This window comes from Brevundimonas sp., assembly GCF_046293315.1.
In the GTDB taxonomy this organism is placed as follows: domain Bacteria; phylum Pseudomonadota; class Alphaproteobacteria; order Caulobacterales; family Caulobacteraceae; genus Brevundimonas.
Window position 1 is genome coordinate 180,751 of record NZ_JBKBPF010000006.1, and the last position, 15,547, is coordinate 196,297.

13 protein-coding genes, 2 tRNA genes and 1 riboswitch are annotated in these 15,547 nt (G+C 68.5%); of the genes, 6 read left to right on the forward strand and 9 right to left on the reverse strand.

Features of this window, described 5'->3' with window-relative positions; genetic code table 11:
* Nucleotides 1-8: 8 nt before the first annotated feature.
* Nucleotides 9-1,214, reverse strand: coding sequence for a potassium/proton antiporter (locus ACK4SE_RS07710; protein ID WP_409690745.1), 1,206 nt, complete (start codon nucleotides 1,212-1,214; stop codon nucleotides 9-11).
* A gap of 95 nt (nucleotides 1,215-1,309) precedes the next feature.
* Nucleotides 1,310-1,470: riboswitch (yybP-ykoY riboswitch) on the forward strand.
* Between the two features lie 4 nt (nucleotides 1,471-1,474).
* On the opposite strand from ACK4SE_RS07710, the gene ACK4SE_RS07715 reads away from it, so the two are divergent.
* Nucleotides 1,475-2,038: a manganese efflux pump MntP family protein gene (locus ACK4SE_RS07715; protein WP_409690748.1), complete on the forward strand. Its 564-nt coding sequence runs from the start codon at nucleotides 1,475-1,477 to the stop codon at nucleotides 2,036-2,038.
* Here ACK4SE_RS07715 and ACK4SE_RS07720 read toward each other — a convergent pair.
* Complete coding sequence (locus tag ACK4SE_RS07720; protein WP_409690750.1) at nucleotides 2,004-4,079, reverse strand: ATP-binding protein; 2,076 nt, start codon at nucleotides 4,077-4,079, stop codon at nucleotides 2,004-2,006. The two genes, ACK4SE_RS07715 and ACK4SE_RS07720, sit on opposite strands and share 35 nt — an antisense overlap.
* 516 nt (nucleotides 4,080-4,595) lie before the next feature.
* Here ACK4SE_RS07720 and ACK4SE_RS07725 point away from each other — a divergent pair.
* Entirely contained in the window at nucleotides 4,596-4,979 is a 384-nt protein-coding gene (locus tag ACK4SE_RS07725; protein ID WP_409690753.1) for a hypothetical protein, read from the forward strand.
* 41 nt (nucleotides 4,980-5,020) lie between these two features.
* On the opposite strand, the gene ACK4SE_RS07730 is transcribed toward ACK4SE_RS07725, so the two are convergent.
* The 6 genes from ACK4SE_RS07730 to ACK4SE_RS07755 all read right to left on the reverse strand — a co-directional run bounded on the left by ACK4SE_RS07730 (nucleotide 5,021) and on the right by ACK4SE_RS07755 (nucleotide 8,946).
* Nucleotides 5,021-5,097: transfer RNA gene (locus tag ACK4SE_RS07730), tRNA-Pro, on the reverse strand.
* A 69-nt stretch (nucleotides 5,098-5,166) separates the two neighbouring features.
* Nucleotides 5,167-5,643 (reverse strand): DUF192 domain-containing protein, encoded by a 477-nt coding sequence (locus ACK4SE_RS07735; RefSeq protein ID WP_409690756.1) that lies wholly within the window; start codon nucleotides 5,641-5,643, stop codon nucleotides 5,167-5,169.
* A 76-nt stretch (nucleotides 5,644-5,719) separates the two neighbouring features.
* The gene (locus ACK4SE_RS07740) at nucleotides 5,720-6,298 is read right to left on the reverse strand and encodes a cold-shock protein (protein ID WP_409690759.1); all 579 of its coding nucleotides are present in this window, start codon (nucleotides 6,296-6,298) and stop codon (nucleotides 5,720-5,722) included.
* Between the two features lie 171 nt (nucleotides 6,299-6,469).
* Nucleotides 6,470-6,544 (reverse strand) — tRNA-Glu (locus ACK4SE_RS07745).
* Nucleotides 6,545-6,601: 57 nt separating this feature from the next.
* Nucleotides 6,602-8,425, reverse strand: coding sequence for a single-stranded-DNA-specific exonuclease RecJ (gene recJ / locus ACK4SE_RS07750; RefSeq protein ID WP_409690804.1), 1,824 nt, complete (start codon nucleotides 8,423-8,425; stop codon nucleotides 6,602-6,604).
* A 77-nt stretch (nucleotides 8,426-8,502) separates the two neighbouring features.
* Complete coding sequence (locus ACK4SE_RS07755) at nucleotides 8,503-8,946, reverse strand: hypothetical protein (RefSeq protein ID WP_409690762.1); 444 nt, start codon at nucleotides 8,944-8,946, stop codon at nucleotides 8,503-8,505.
* Nucleotides 8,947-9,009: 63 nt separating this feature from the next.
* Here ACK4SE_RS07755 and phaC point away from each other — a divergent pair, with 63 nt between their 5' ends.
* Nucleotides 9,010-10,959, forward strand: coding sequence for a class I poly(R)-hydroxyalkanoic acid synthase (gene phaC, locus ACK4SE_RS07760; protein WP_409690806.1), 1,950 nt, complete (start codon nucleotides 9,010-9,012; stop codon nucleotides 10,957-10,959).
* On the forward strand, nucleotides 10,956-11,333 hold the full coding sequence (locus ACK4SE_RS07765; protein WP_409690764.1) for a hypothetical protein: 378 nt from the start codon (nucleotides 10,956-10,958) through the stop codon (nucleotides 11,331-11,333). The genes phaC and ACK4SE_RS07765 overlap by 4 nt, the downstream gene beginning before the upstream one ends.
* 16 nt (nucleotides 11,334-11,349) lie before the next feature.
* On the opposite strand, the gene ACK4SE_RS07770 is transcribed toward ACK4SE_RS07765, so the two are convergent.
* A complete protein-coding gene (locus tag ACK4SE_RS07770) occupies nucleotides 11,350-13,488 on the reverse strand; it encodes a ComEC/Rec2 family competence protein (protein ID WP_409690765.1) in 2,139 nt (712 codons plus the stop codon).
* On the opposite strand from ACK4SE_RS07770, the gene gltX reads away from it, so the two are divergent.
* A complete protein-coding gene (gene gltX, locus ACK4SE_RS07775) occupies nucleotides 13,487-14,899 on the forward strand; it encodes a glutamate--tRNA ligase (RefSeq protein ID WP_409690767.1) in 1,413 nt (470 codons plus the stop codon). The two genes, ACK4SE_RS07770 and gltX, sit on opposite strands and share 2 nt — an antisense overlap.
* A gap of 67 nt (nucleotides 14,900-14,966) precedes the next feature.
* Nucleotides 14,967-15,547, forward strand: a 581-nt coding sequence (locus ACK4SE_RS07780; protein WP_409690769.1) for a citrate/2-methylcitrate synthase, incomplete at its 3' end; no start/stop codon positions are given.

Below are 15,547 nucleotides of genomic sequence, written 5' to 3' on the forward strand. Positions count from 1 at the left end.
CAGCATGCTCACGCCGGGACGGCCCGCGCCGCGTTCACGCCCAGCTTGCGCGCCACCCAGCCCAGGGTCGGCCCCTGCACGAGGCTGGACACGATCACCACGAAGAACACGATGTTGAAAATGGTCTGCGACCCCGGCACGCCCGCCACGATGGGAAAGGTCGCCAGCACGATGGGCACCGCGCCGCGCAGGCCCGCCCACGACACGAACAGCTTGGCTCGCCAGTCGAACCGCTTGAACGGCGCCAGGCAGATGAACACGCTGATCGGCCGCGCCACCAGCATCAGCACCGCCGTAATGGCCAGGCCTGGCGCAGCGACCCCGCCCAGCTGGCTCGGGAACACCAGCAGCCCCAGCGTCAGGAACATCACCACCTGGGCCAGCCAGGCCAGACCGTCCTGGAACAGGCCGATCGTGCGGCGGGCCTGATACTCGCGGTTGCCCGCCACGATGCCCGCGATGTAGGCCGCCAGAAACCCGTTGCCGCCCAGCACGGCGGTCAGGCCGTAGCTCAGCAGCGCCGCCCCGATGGACACCACCAGCGACATGCCGCTGGTGCGCAGGCGCATGCGCTTGATCAGCGACGGCAGGGCATAGCCGATCGCCACGCCCAGCACCGCGCCCAGCCCCATCTGCGTCATGAACTGGGGCACGAAGGGCAACAGCGACGCGTCGGGCGTCACCACCAGGATCAGGGCCGCCCCCATCAGAAAGATCGCCATGGGGTCGTTGGAGCCGGACTCCAGTTCGATCAACCCGGTCAGGTCCTCGCGCAGGTCGCCGCCCCCCTGCCCCCGCATGATGGCGAACACCGCCGCCGCGTCGGTCGACGCCACGACCGCCCCCAGAAGGAACCCCTGGGTCACCGTGAACCCCAGCAGCAACACCGCTGCCAGACTGACGACGCCCGCGCTGATCATGACCCCGACGGTGGATAGCATCAGCGCCGGCCCCGCCGACGGCCGGACCAGCTTCCAGTCCGTGTCCAGCCCGCCGGAGAACAGGATGAACACCAGGCACGCCACCCCGATCACCTGGGCGAAGGCATAGTCGGTGAACACGATGCCGAACGGCCCGTCCGAGCCCGCGATCATTCCCAGCGCCAGAAATCCGATCATGGCCGGAAGGCCGAACCGGCTGGACAGGCTGCCCGCCAGCACCGTGGACAACAGCAGCACCGCGACCGCAAGAAAGGCGTAGTCGATGGGGTTCATGGGTGTCTTAGGACCGGACGAATCGCCCGAAGGCAACCCATGCGGCGTCCCGCCGCTTGAATGGGAAAGACTCAGGCGCTAGTCAGGCGCTCCCGTTGGGGAGTAGCCGCCGGCCGCCTTGAGTGCCGGGACCACGTCAACACATTCGCGCCCCGGCGCGTGGCGTGGTCAGCGGAGTCATCCGCCTGGCGAGACCAGCGCGTCCCACCGTCTCACCGGCGGCGTGGGATGCGCGTCTCGTCGTCCGGTGGAGTGAGCCCATGACCCCCGGCGCCATCGCCATCCTGTCGCTCAGCATGTCGGCCGACGCCTTCGCCGCATCGGTAGGACGCGGCGCCGCCCACCGGCCGTCGCTGGCCCAGGCGCTACGGGCCGGTCTGATCTTCGGGTCTGTCGAGGCGGTCACCCCGGTGATCGGCTGGAGCCTGGGCCTGATCGCCGCCGGCGTGGTGCAGCAGGTCGACCACTGGATCGCCTTCGTGCTTCTGGCGGGCGTCGGGGCGCACATGGTCTGGCACGGCGTGCGGCCCCGGCGCGAGGATCAGCCCCCTGCCCGCCGCGGCCTGATGCCCCTGATCGCCACGGCGGTGGGCACCAGCATCGACGCCGCCGCCGTGGGCGTGGGCCTGGCCTTCATCGGGGTGAACATCTGGATCATCGCCCTCAGCATCGGCCTGACCACCTTCGCCCTGACGACCCTGGGTATGCTGATCGGCGCCCGCGTCGGCGCCCGCATCGGCAAACACGCCGAGCTTCTGGGCGGCCTCGCCCTCATCGGCATCGGCACGTTCATCCTGGCCGAGCACATGGGGTGGATGGTTTAGGGGGCGGCGCCTGGGCGGATTTCACGGCGTCGGCAGGCTCAACCGGTTCCGTCTGCGTCCTGGCGATGGCTTCCATCAGCGACCCCACCGTGATGGGCTTGGCCAGATGCAGGTCAGCGCCGGCCGCCAGGCTCTCGGCGATGTGCTCGGGGAAACTGTTGGCCGTCAGCATCAGCACCGGCGTTCGCGGCCGTCCCTCCAGCGCCTCCACGGCGCGAAGGGCGCGGACCGCCGTCAGCCCGTCCATCACCGGCATCATCATGTCCATCAGGACGATGTCGAAGGTCTGGGCCTCGAAGGCCGCCACGGCCTGAGCGCCGTCCTCCACCGTGACGCACCGGGCGTCCAGCGCGCCCAGAATCAGCTCCACCACCCGCCGATTGGTGGCGTTGTCATCGGCCAGCAGCACCCGCATCGGCCCCAGGGCCGCTCCTGACGCCGGCGAGTCGGCGGTCTCTGCAGCCATCGCCGAGGCCAGGCTGAGTTCGAACCAGAAGGTCGCCCCTTCTCCCGGCAGTCCGCGACACTGGATTTCGCCGCCCATGGCCTTCACCAGATCGCTGGAGATGGCCAGCCCCAGACCGGTGCCGCCGAAGCGCCGCGTGATCGTGCCGTCCGCCTGCTGGAAGGGCTTGAAGATCTCGGCGGCCTGTTCGGGCCGGAACCCGATTCCGGTGTCAGAGATTTCGAACCGATATCGGCCGCCCGACGCCGTGACGCCCAGACGGACCGAGCCCACCTCGGTGAACTTGACCGCATTGGACACCAGATTGGTCAGCACCTGCCGCAGGCGGATCGCATCCACCATCACCCGCTCGTGCAGGTCGGGTGTGATATCGGCGCTGAGATGCACGCCCTTTTCGGCCGCCCGAAGCCCGCACAGGTCGACCACCGACTGGATCAGGGCCGCGAGACATGTGGGCTCCTCGACCAGCGAGAGCTCGCCGCATTCAATGCGCGCCAGATCCAGAATGTCGCCGATCAGACCCTTCAGTTGCTGCGAGGACGCCACGATGATGTCGTTGATCTCTTGCTGTCGCGACGTCAGTTCGGTGGTGGCCAGCAGATCGGCCATGCTGGTGACGCCGTTCAGGGGCGTGCGCAACTCGTGGCTCATATTGGCGAGGAAGGTCGATTTGGCGAGGCTGGCGGCCTCCGCCTCGGCCTTGGCCTGCAACAGCGCAGTGCGTTGGGCCTTGCGCTCGGAGATATCGCGGATGTTGGCGTGGATGCGGGCCCCGTCCTGCTGGTGCGAGACCGACATCCACAGTTCGATCTCGATGGGTCGCCCGTCATGGCCAATGGCCGTCAGCTCAAGGCGACGGCCCAGGCGGGCGCCCCCCTGTTGCCGCCACCGGGCCATGCCCGCACCGTGCGCCGATCGCATGTCTTCGGGGATGATGATCTCGACGTTCTCACCCAGCGCTTCGGCGCGGCTCCGGCCGAACAGTGTTTCGGCGCCGCCCGACCAGCCGACGATCCTGCCGTCCTGGTCGCAGTCGACCAGGGCGTCGGCGGACGCATTGAGGGCCGATCGGACCGCCGTCATGCGATGGCGTTGATCCAGCTCTGCGGCGGCGATTGCAGCCAGGCGTCTGAGGTGGCTGGACAGGGCGGGATCGAAGACCCTGGGCTCAGGCCCCAGCGCGCACAGGGTGCCCACCGCGCAGCCGTTCACCAACAGGGGCACACCGGCGTAGAAGCGGATATAGGGCTCACCCGTCACGAACGGATTGTGCGCGAACCGTGGGTCCTGATGCGCGTCCTCCACCCACATGAGCTCCTGCGGCTGCTCTATGGCGTGGGTGCAGAAGGAATCCGCGCGGCACGTCTCGAAGATGTCGAGGCCGGTGCTGCCCGCGAACCACTGGCGTTGTTCGGCCAGCAGGGTCACCAGCGCGATCGGCGCGCCCGAGATTTCAGCCGTCAGCCGCGTCAATTCCTGAAAAATGGGCTCCTGCGGCGCGTTCATCAGGCACAGGGAGGCGAGCATCTCCAGACGCTGGCGTTCGCTTTTCGGCTTCGGCTCGGCGATCAACATGGACGCTCGCACAAAAGGACAAGGACCGCTGCATCACCGATCGCGCCTGCGAATGTCGTCGCCGCTCCCGGTGATAGTCGCGCTCTATGATATCCATCAATATAATTGATCAGGGCATGAATTGTTTTCAGACGCCCTCCTGCTGGGGCCCAGATTGGGTTTTCCTGCGTCAGACGAAGACCCCGACCAATCTGATCGGGTTCATCCACAGCCATCCGGGCCACGAGACCGGTCGACCTTCGGCAGCAGACTGGGATTTGTTTAACGACTACTATAATTGGCTAGGCGAGACTGGTGGGCACCCTGATCGTCTAACCATGTATATCGTCGAGTTGGACACCCGCTACTCTCCGCCGCGATATTCCGTATTCGCTTACGGCAAGGACGACAAGCTGGGCACAGACCGCGGACCGGAGGTGAATCCCGATGCAGAACCTTGTTCGAGCTAGTTTGATATCCGCCACGATGCTTCTCACATCGTGCGCGGCCGCCGCCCAGACGGCGGCCCCATGGGCTGTGAGCGACCATCACGGGCAGCAGATTAGCCGGGTCGAGTTCGATATCGCCGTGCGTGAGATCGACGGGACCCGCGAGCCCTACCGCATCGTCCGGCTGATCGAGACGAATCGGCAAGTGGAGACGACCTCGCTCGATTGTCCCGCCGCCCTGACCGTCCTGGAGCAAATGGCCGAATTGCCGCCGGTGACGCTCGCGGTCAGCAGATATACGCGTCCCCCGCTGGCGATTGCCGACGGTCGCTTCACCACCATTACCGGAACGAGTCAGGCGCCCTCCGGGGCTATGGTCCGGTTTTCCTTCCAGGTCATCGGCGGGGAAATGGACCAGTGGGCGAGAGCCTCTCTGGAGGCGCTGGAGCCTTGCTGGGACAGTGTGTCCTGAGTCACGCCCCGAAAGGGCGAACTTGACTCATGAGACGCAACTGGTCGGAGCGGCAGGATTCGAACCTGCGACCCTCTGCTCCCAAAGCAGATGCGCTACCAGGCTGCGCTACGCTCCGATCAGGCGGGGCTTATAGGCACGGCGGGGCGCGGCCCGCAATCGCCCGTCTGCAATCGCCCGCGATCCGTCAGTCGGCGTTGTTGAAGAAGGGATGGCGCACAACATCCCCCGGTTCGGCGCCGATCTCCTCGGTGCGGCCGGCGCGAACCTCCAGCACCCCCTTGGCGGCCCCGTAGGACGGGATCAGCGCGGGCGAGAACGGTGTGGTGTGGCGCGCGATGGAGACGATGCGGCCCTGATCGTCGACATAGATGATGTCCAGCGAGCTGGGCGTGTTCGCCATGTAGAAATTGCGTTCGGCCATGTCGGGAAACTGGAACAGCATGCCCCGGTCGTCGGCCAGCGGCTCGCGGAACATCAGCCCGCGGGCGCGCTTTTCGTCCGTATCCGCGATCTCGACCCAGAAGGCGTGCTCGCCGCTGTCGGTGACGACGGTCAGGGCCTCGAGCGGATTGCCCGCCTCGTCGCGCGGCACAGCCTGGGCGCAGGCCGTCGCAGACAGGGCCAGCGCCACAACAGCGGTCAGAAACAGGCGGCGATGCATGGGCGGTATCCGGGCTGGCGAGATCAACGGCGGCATTACGCCCCAGCCGCGCCCGGAAATAAACCGGAAATGCGGCCTATTCCCCCGGTTCGATCTCGGCGACGACCAGACCCTTGGGGCCACGGGCGAAGCGCACCCGCACCGTGTGGCCCGGCAACAGGTCATCCAGGCCGCAACGGCGCAGGGTCTCGATATGGATGAAGATGTCATCCTGATCGCCGTCACGGACCACGAAACCGTAGCCCTTGGCCCGGTTGAACCACTTGACCGTCGCCGGCTCCATGGGGCCGTCGGCCTGGATCGCCGGGCGAGCGGGGCGCCGCGTCATGGCGTCCAGATTGCTGGTGGATCGGCGCAGGGCTTCATAGCCCGGCGTCTGACCCGGCTCCGGGTCGGCGAGATTGAAAATCTGGGTCGCTTGCCAGCCCTTGGCGCGGCGCACGGCGTCACAGGTGATGGGCGCGCCCTCGGCCGCATCGTCACAGCCATGGTCGCGCAGGCTGGAGACATGCAGCAGCACATCCTTCATGCCCGTAAGCGAAGGGTCATCAGGCACGATGAAGCCGTACCCCTTGGCGGGGTCGAACCATTTGACATGACCGGACATGCGGACCGTTTCGGCCGTCACGTCCTCCTCCACTTCGTACGCTGACATGCTCCCCCCGCCTGCGACCCTCGTGTGCAGACAAAACATGTTTAACACGGTTCGATGAACGTGGGAGGGGCAGAAACGACAATTTCGCGCGTGACGCGAAATCCGTCCCGGATACGCGCGCCGATTCGGCTCAAAGCGTGCGCTTGTGCAACAATTTGGGGGAGCCCCGCGTGGCAGTCCCTAGGGGAATCGAACCCCTCTTTCCAGGTTGAAAACCTAGCGTCCTAACCGATAGACGAAGGGACCGCTGCGCGAGAGCCGGCGATATAGCGGCCCCTCCCGGACGTTGCAAGCAGGGTTTGACTAAAAATCGTCTGTCGTTTCGCGCCGCGGGTCGTGGGCGTCCTCGATCTCGAACTGGACGCCGCGGCGGCCGTTCCAGTCATCCGCCTTCAGACGGCCCACCACGCTGAGGCCCGTTGCGCCCGACAACAAGGTCCGCCCCAGCGGCAGGTCCGCGCAGCGCCACGCGATGGCCTTGACCGAGGCGCCGTCCGCCGCCGTCAGCCGGCACCGCACATGCCCGCCGTTCATGGCCACCGGCTCGCGCGCCGTCACCCGGTCCAGCGCAAACAGCGGCTCCGGGTTGGACGGGCCATAGGGCGCCAGGCGCTCGAAGTCCTCGAACAGGGCCCGGCTGGCGGCGCGGCAGTCCAGCAGCGCGTCCACGTCCACCACGTCCAGAACCTCCGCCGCCGCCTGCTGGTCCGCCAGGGCCGCCTCCAGAAAGGCGCGCACGGCCTCGATGCGGTCGCCTGCCACGGTCAGGCCCGCCGCCATGGCGTGACCGCCGCCCGCCATCAGATGGCCTGCCTCCCACGCCGCCTGTACGGCGCGGCCCAGATTAACCCCCGGCTGGGACCGGCCCGAGCCCTTGCCCACGCCCGTCGCCGGGTCCACGCCGATGACGACCACCGGCTTGCGCCAGCGTTCGCGCAACCGCCCGGCCACGATTCCCACCACGCCGGGGTGCCAGTCATCGCCTTCCACCACGATGATGGGGCGGTCCAGCGCGTCAGGGCCCTGGCTCTCCACCTTGCGCACCGCCGCCTCGGTCACCTCGCGCTCCACCTCGCGGCGGGACTGGTTCAGGGCGTCCAGCTCAGCGGCGATGCTCGCCGCCTCGGCCGGGTCGTCGGTGGACAGCAGGCGCGCGCCCAGATCGGCCCGGCCGATGCGCCCGCCGGCATTGATCCGCGGCCCAAGGATGAAGCCTGCATGGCTGGCCTTGGCCGGGCCCGGCTCCATACCCGCCACCGCCAGCAGCGCCGCCAGCCCCGGATTGCGCCAGTCCGACATCACCTTCAGTCCCAGCGCCGCCAGCGCCCGGTTGAACCCGGTCAGCGCGGTCACGTCGCAGATGGCCCCCAGCGCCGCCAGATCCAGCCATTGCCGAAGGTCCGGCTCGGCCCGCTCCGCGAACAGGCCCCGCGCCCGCGCCGCCCGGTTCAGCGCGGCCAGCAGCACGAACACCACCCCCGCCGCCGCCAGATTGCCCTGCCCCGAATTGCAGCCCGGCCGGTTCGGATTGACCACCGCCTCGCAGGCGGGCGGCTGGTCGCGCATCAGGTGGTGATCCACCACCACCACCTTCAGCCCGATGGCCGCCGCATGGGCCACCGCCTCCACCGCCGCCGCGCCGCAGTCCACGGTGATGACCAGATCCGTCCCGCTCGCCTTCAGCGTCTCGAACGCCCTGGGGCTGGGGCCATACCCCTCGGTCAGGCGGTCCGGCACATAGATGGGCAGGTCCGCCCCCATGGCCCGGAACCACCGCACCAGCAGCGCCGCGCTGGAGGCCCCGTCCACGTCATAGTCGGCGAACACATGGATGCTCCGGCCCGCGGTCAGGGCGTCCAGAATGACGCCGGCGGCCTTGTCCATGTCGAGAAAGCTGGACGGATCGGGAAACAGCGCCCGCAGGGTCGGGCTCAGATAATCCTCGCCCTGATCCGCCGTTACGCCGCGGGCCGCCAGCGCCCGGGCCAGCGGCTCCGCCAGCCCCAAACCCTGCATGTGGGCGCGCACAGTCTCTTCCCCGGCCGGGCGCTGACGCCAGGCGCGGCCCGACAGGGAGCTCGACACGTCCAGGAAATTCACCGCGATTGCTCCGCCGCCGTCCGCCATGTGCCGTCGCACCTCATCATCCAGGTCAGTCTGGCCCGCAGGGTCGTCGGATTCGGTCGCAGGCGCGAAATCTAGATCTAGCGGATCGGCGGCGGCGGTTCGGCGCGATCCCGCAGGGACTGGGCGAAGGCCTCCACTTCGGCGGCCGTCCGGGCGGTTCCGACGCTCATGCGCGCGCCCTCGGTCCGGGCGCGCACCGAAGCGCTCCAGACGTCCGGATCCTCCAGCAGGGTCCAGTCGATCGCGGCGACGCTGCGGTCCAGGGTGTCACCGGTCTGATCCAGCCCGGCCACACGCCCGGCGATCACGCTGGCGCCCGGCACATTCGTGGGCGCGGCCGGGAAATCAGCCCAGCGGGGGTAGGTGCGGTTGGCGTCCACCAGTTCCTGAACCCGCCCCGACAGCGGCGATGACGGGTCCGTCGGCGCGGCGAAACGCGCCCCGCAAGCCCCCAACAGCGCGCAAACCGCCGAAATCGCCAGAATTTTCGTCGCCGATGCGTTCATCTTGGACCCGGTCATATGCCATCATGGGGCGGCGAGGAAGGGCGACGCCGCCTGACATCGATCCAGCAGGAGCCGTTCATGGCCACGCCGCCGAAAAAGCCCGCGACCCGCACGCCAAAAAAGGCCGCCCCGAAAAAGCCCGCCCCTCGCTCGGCGGCCAGCCCCAAGCCGCCCGAACCCGCGCAAAAGCCGCCTCCGGAACCCGAGGCAGCCCCCGCCCCACCCCCGTCGCAGCCGGGCGCCTTCGACCCGTTCGCCATCGGCGCCGACCAGCGGCGCATGCTCGAGACCCTGTCCCTGAACATCGCCAGGGCGGCCATGACGGCCCAGTCGGCCCTGACCGAGGCGGCGCTGGGCAAGGCGGACCGCCCCGCCGCCATGTCGCCGGACCCCTTCAACGTCGGCCCGGCCATGACCACGGTCATGACCAGCCTCGCGTCCCGCCCCGACCGCCTGTTCCAGGCCCAGGCCGACCTGTTCAGCCGCTACATGACCCTGTGGACCGACACGGCCCGACGCGCGGCGGGCGAGGACGTGCCGGTCACCGACGCCCCCGACAAGCGGTTCAAGGATCCCGCCTGGGCCGAGAATCCCATGTTCGACGTGATGCGCCAGTCCTATCTGGTCACCGCCGACTGGATGAACGCCCTGATCTCCAGCGCCGAGGACGTGGAGCCCCGCACCAAGCGCCGCGCCGAGTTCTTCACCAAACTGCTGACGGACGCCTTCTCCCCCTCCAACTTCCTGGCCTCCAATCCCGCGGCGCTGAAAGCCATGGCCGAGACCAGCGGCGAGAGTCTGGTCAAGGGCATGCAGAATTTCGCCGCCGACATGGAACGTGGGCGCGGCAAGCTGGCCATCAGCCAGGCCGACTACGGCAAGTTCCGCGTCGGCGAGAACGTGGCCACCAGCCCCGGTCAGGTGGTCTGGCGCGACGAACTGTTCGAGCTGATCCAGTACGACGCGGCGACCGACAAACAGCGCGCCATCCCGCTGCTGATCTTCCCGCCGTGGATCAACAAATTCTACATTCTGGACCTGCAGCCCGCCAACTCCATGATCCGCTGGCTGTCGGAACAGGGCTTTACCGTCTTCGTCTGTTCCTGGGTCAATCCGGACGTGGACAAGGCCGGCTTCGGCTTCGACGACTATCTGGAAAAGGGCATTTACCGCGCCACCTCGAAGGTGATGGAGCAGTGCGGCACGGATCGGCTCAACACCGTCGGCTACTGCATCGGCGGCACCCTGATGGGCGCGGCCATGGCGCACATGGCGGACAAGGGCGACGATCGCATCAACGCCTGCACCTTCTTCGCCGCCCAGCATGATTTCGAGGAAGCCGGCGACCTCCTCCTGTTCACCGACGACCACTGGCTGAACGAGATCGAGACCATGATGGACGAGGCCGGCGGCGTCCTGCCCGGCGCGTCCATGGCCGATACCTTCAATGCCCTGCGCGCCAACGACCTGATCTGGTCGTTCTTCGTCAGCAACTATCTGATGGGCAAGGATCCGCCGTCGTTCGACCTGCTGTTCTGGAACGCCGACCAGACCCGCATGCCCAAGGCCCTGCACATGGCCTATCTGCGCCAGATGTACGGCGCCAATGCCTTGGCCAGCGGCGAGTTCGAGATCGGCGGCGTCCGCGTGGACCTGTCGACGGTCAAGACGCCCATCTACGCCCAGGCCAGTCGCGAGGACCACATCGCGCCCATGAACTCGGTCTATCGCTCGACCAAGCTGTTCGGCGGCCCGGTGACCTATACCCTCGCGGGCTCCGGCCACATCGCGGGCGTGGTCAACCACCCGGCGGCGGTGAAGTACCAGCACTGGACCAATCCGGACCTGCCCGACACCCTTGCGGAATGGCAGGCGGGCGCCGAGCAACACCCCGGCTCCTGGTGGCCGCACTGGGCGGCATGGCTGCATGAACGGGCGGGCGACTGGGTCGACGCCCGTGATCCGAAGAAGGGCGCGCTGACGCCCGTCGAGCCGGCGCCCGGCGCCTATGTGAAGGTGAAGTCTTGAAGCGTATCGATCCCAACGTCCTGCTGGCCGTGACCACCCTGTTCGCCGTGGCCCTGCTGGTCATGAGCGCGACAATCTTCGGCCCCGCCGATCCCCCCTGGCGCTATGTGGCCACAGCGGCGGTGGTGACAGTGGCCTTTCTGGCGCTCCAGCCGTTCGTGCCGCGCTTCATGAAACTGAAGAAGGGACCTCTGGTGATCGCCGAGGCGCCCAGCTCGGCGGTCTGGGCCGCCATCTATCCCGGCCTGATCATCCTCGCCGCCGCCCTCCCCCCGCTGTTTCCGGGCGTCAGCTTCGGTCTGGCGGTGGTGATCGCGGCGGTGTTCCTCGGCTCCACCATCGAATCCGCCATCATGAGCCTGCGTCAGGCCTAGCGGGAAGGGAGAGGGATCAGGCTCGGGGCGACCACGGCCGGTCGCCGCGCACATCCAGCGTCCAGACCCCGCGCCAGCCCCCGTCCTCGCGCCACAGCTCCACCGCCCCGCCGCGCCGGAAGTCCTGACCGTCCAGAACCAGCCGGTCGTCGCAGGCGTCCGGCAGCGCGACCACCTCGGCCCGCACCGCCACCACCTCGGCCGACGCACACAGCGCCGACATCTGCTCCGCATCCGGCGTCCGCGTTCCCCACCACAGGGCCAGCGGTCCCGCCCCGGCCGGGCGGCGCGAGAACCGGTCGGCGGTCCAGTCCTCATCCGGCGCCACAAGAGCCAGCCCCCGCCGCTGCGACCACAGATCGATGGGAAACTGCCGCACGCCGGGCCGCAGCTGGATCGCCTCGCGCTCCACCCGCACGCCCGCGGTCGTGGCCCCGTCACCGATCCACAGATCCGGCGCCGGCGGGCGCGGCCAGAGCAACACCGCAAGGGCGAACGGAAGCCCCACCCAGCGCCCTCGCCCCTTCCACAGACACAGCCACAGCACCCCCAGAAAAGCGATCGGCAGGGCGATATCCGGCGCGCTGGGGATGGTCCGCACCGCCCCGGGCAGGTCCGCGGTCCAGTGGCCGATGGCCAGCATCAGGTCGACACCCCACCCCGCCACCGCCAGAAACGGTCCGCCCAGCCCCAGCGGCTCCAGCGCCGCACCCAGCGCCAGGGCCGGCATCATGATGAAGCTGGAGATCGGCGCGGTGGCGACATTAGCGATCAGGCCGAACACGGCGGTTCGGTTGAAGTGCTGCATGGCGAACGGCCCCGTGGCCATGCCCGCCACCAGACTGGCCGCGCAGGCGGCGAACAGCCAGGCCCCGAACCGCTGCGTCGTGACGATGATCCACGGGGCCGAGATCTCCCGCGTCCGCACCGGCCAGGTCTCGGCCAGCGCCACCAGCGCCGCCGTGGCCGCGAACGACATCTGGAACCCGGGCTGGACGATGGACTCGGGCCGGAAGATCAGCACCACGAAGGCGGCAACCGCCAGGGCGTTCATGCTGATGGCCCGCCGGTCCAGCAACACGGCCAGAAAGGCGATGGCGGCCGTGGTGGCCGCCCGCTCGGCCGGGGGCGGTCCGCCCGAGATCAGCAGATAGGCCCCCACCGCCACCAGCCCGGCCCAGGCCGCCACCTTCTTGCCGGACGCCCGCAGCGCCAGCCACGGCCATGCCGCCACCAGCAGCCGCACCCCGAAGAACACAAACCCGCCCACGATGGCCATGTGCAGGCCCGAGATGGACAGGATGTGGAACAGCCCCGAATCCCGCATCGCGTCCATGTCTTCCTGGATCAGCCAGGACTCATGGCCCGTGGTCATGGCCGCCGCGATGCCGCCCGTCCGCTCGCCCAGTCGGTCCGCGATGCGCGACGCCAGATCGAACCGCACCCCGTTCAGCCACATGATCCGCTGCAGGCCCTCGGGCGGCTCCGGCAGGCTCGCCGCCCGCGTCTCGCCCAGCCCGAACGCCACCCCGCCCATCCCGAGGAAGAAGGCGTTGCGGCCGAAATCATAGCTGCCCGGACTGGCGGGCGGCGGCGGCGGATTGAGGATGGCGAACACCCGCACCGGCGTCCCCGGCGCGGGCGCGTCCCCCTGCAAGGTCGCGCGCAGCCGAACCGGCGTCTCCTCCGGCGCCAGCCCCCGGATCCGCACCGGCGCCAGCACCACCCGCGATCCCCGCGCGCCGGGGCTGTCCACGTCCACCACCCAGCCCTCGATCACCGTCGGCTCGGCCATGGCGGGGGCGATGGGCGCCTCGACCCGCCCGGTCCGCGCCTTGGCCGCCGCCAGCCCCAGCGCCAGGCAGGCGATCAGCATCAGCGGCACGGTCAGGCCCCTGCCCGCCCCCCGGCGCCGCGCAATGATCCACGCCGCCGACGCCAGCACCGCGAACAGCGCCGGCGGCCACAGGGGCGGTTCGTTTGGCAGCCCGAAATAGACCGCGCATCCCCCGCCGAAGGCCACCGGCGCCCACAGCCGCCAGCGATCCCGCTGGGCCCAAACGCTCCCCGCCAGCCAATCGATTATGCGCGCGCGTATGGGCTTGGCCGCTTCCGGCGTTATAAGGGCGGCCCCATCGGACACCGCCCCGGACATGACTGAACCCTCACCCGTCGTCACCCGCTTCGCCCCCTCGCCCACAGGCTACCTGCATATCGGCGGGGCGAGAACAGCGTTATTCAACTGGCTGTTCGCTCGTCGTCACGGCGGCAAATTCCTGGTGCGCGTGGAAGACACCGACCGCGAGCGCTCCACCGACGACGCCGTGAAGGCCATCTTCGACGGCCTGGCCTGGCTGGAGCTGTTCGCCGATGAAGAGCCGGTGTTCCAGCACGCCCGCGCCGACCGTCACCGCGCGGTCGTGGACCAGTTGCTGGAAAGCGGCCATGCCTACCGCGACTACCTGACCGCCGAGGAGACCGGCGCCCTGCGCGATCAGGCCAAGGCCGAGGGCCGCACCTTCGAATCCCCCTGGCGCGACCGTGAACCCACCGTGGATGATCTGGCCAAGCCCCACACCGTGCGTTTCCGCCGCCCCGCCGATACGGCGGTGTTCGTGGAGGATGCGGTTCAGGGCCGCGTGCGCTGGGAATCGGCCTCGCTGGACGATCTGGTGCTGCTGCGCTCGGACGGCGCGCCCACCTACAACCTGGCCGTGGTGGCCGACGATCACGACATGGGCGTCACCCACGTCATCCGCGGCGACGACCACCTCAACAACGCCGCTCGTCAATCATTGATATATGACGCCCTCGGCTGGACCCGCCCGGTGTTCGCCCACATCTCCCTGATCCACGGCCCCGACGGCGCCAAACTCAGCAAGCGCCACGGCGCCCAGGCGGTGCACGAGTACGCCGACATGGGCTATCTGCCCGAGGCCATGCGCAACTATCTGGCCCGGCTGGGCTGGAGCCACGGCGACGACGAACTGTTCAGCGACGAGCAGGCCATCGCCTGGTTCGACCTGGACGCGGTCAACAAGGCGCCCGCCCGTTTGGACTTCGACAAGCTGGCCCACGTCAACGCCCACTGGATCCGTCTGGCCGACGACGAACGGCTGGCCAAGCTGGTGCTGGACCAGCACCTGAAGGACGGCCACGTGCTCGCCGAGGGCGACGAACAGCGGCTCGTTCAGGCCATGCCCTTCGTCAAGGACCGGGCCAAAACCGTCATCGAACTGGCCGCCCAGAGCGCCTTCGTCCTCCAGCGCCGCCCGCTGGCGCTGAACGACAAGGCGAAGGCCATGCTGGAAGGCGAAACCGGCGAGCGCATGGCCCGCCTGCTGGACCGCCTGCGCCTGTTCCAGAGCTGGGACGTGTTCGCTCTCGAGGCCGAGCTCCAGGCCTTCGCCGAGGACGAGGGTGTAGGCTTCGGCAAGATCGGCCCGCCCCTGCGCGGCGCCCTTACCGCCGGGTCAAGTTCGCCCGATCTGGCCAGAACTTTGTCTTCACTTGGGCGAGAAGAAAGCCTCGGACGCTTGGAGGATGCGCTTTCAGGCCTTAAGTGAACGCGCACAACAAACGACCCGCGCCGTCGCCTCCCCGCGAGGGCGTCCAGAAAAACAAGGGGTGCTTATGACCGAACAAGCCAAACCCGCCGGCACGGCGACTGTGACCATCGGCGACAAATCCGTCGAACTGCCGGTTCTGGGCGGCTCCACCGGGCCGGACGTGGTGGATATCAGGAAGCTGTACGGCGCCACCGGCGCCTTCACCTACGACCCGGGCTTCACCTCGACCGCGTCGTGTGAATCCAGCCTGACCTACATCGACGGCGACGAAGGCGTGCTGCTGCACCGCGGCTACCCCATCGACCAGCTGGCGGAAAAGTCCAACTTCGTCGAGGTCTGCCACCTGCTGCTGCACGGCGAGCTCCCCACGGCGGCGCAGTACGAGTCGTTCGAAAACAGCGTCACCATGCACACGATGCTGCATTCGCAGTTCGACCGCTTCTTCGAAGGCTTCCGCCGCGACGCGCACCCCATGGCCATCATGGTCGGCACCGTCGGCGCCCTGTCGGCCTTCTATCACGACTCGCTGGACATCAATAACCCGCATCACCGCGAAGTCTCGGCCATGCGCCTGGTGGCCAAGATGCCAACCATCGCCGCCATGACCTACAAGTACTCCATGGGCCAGCCCATGATGTACCCGCG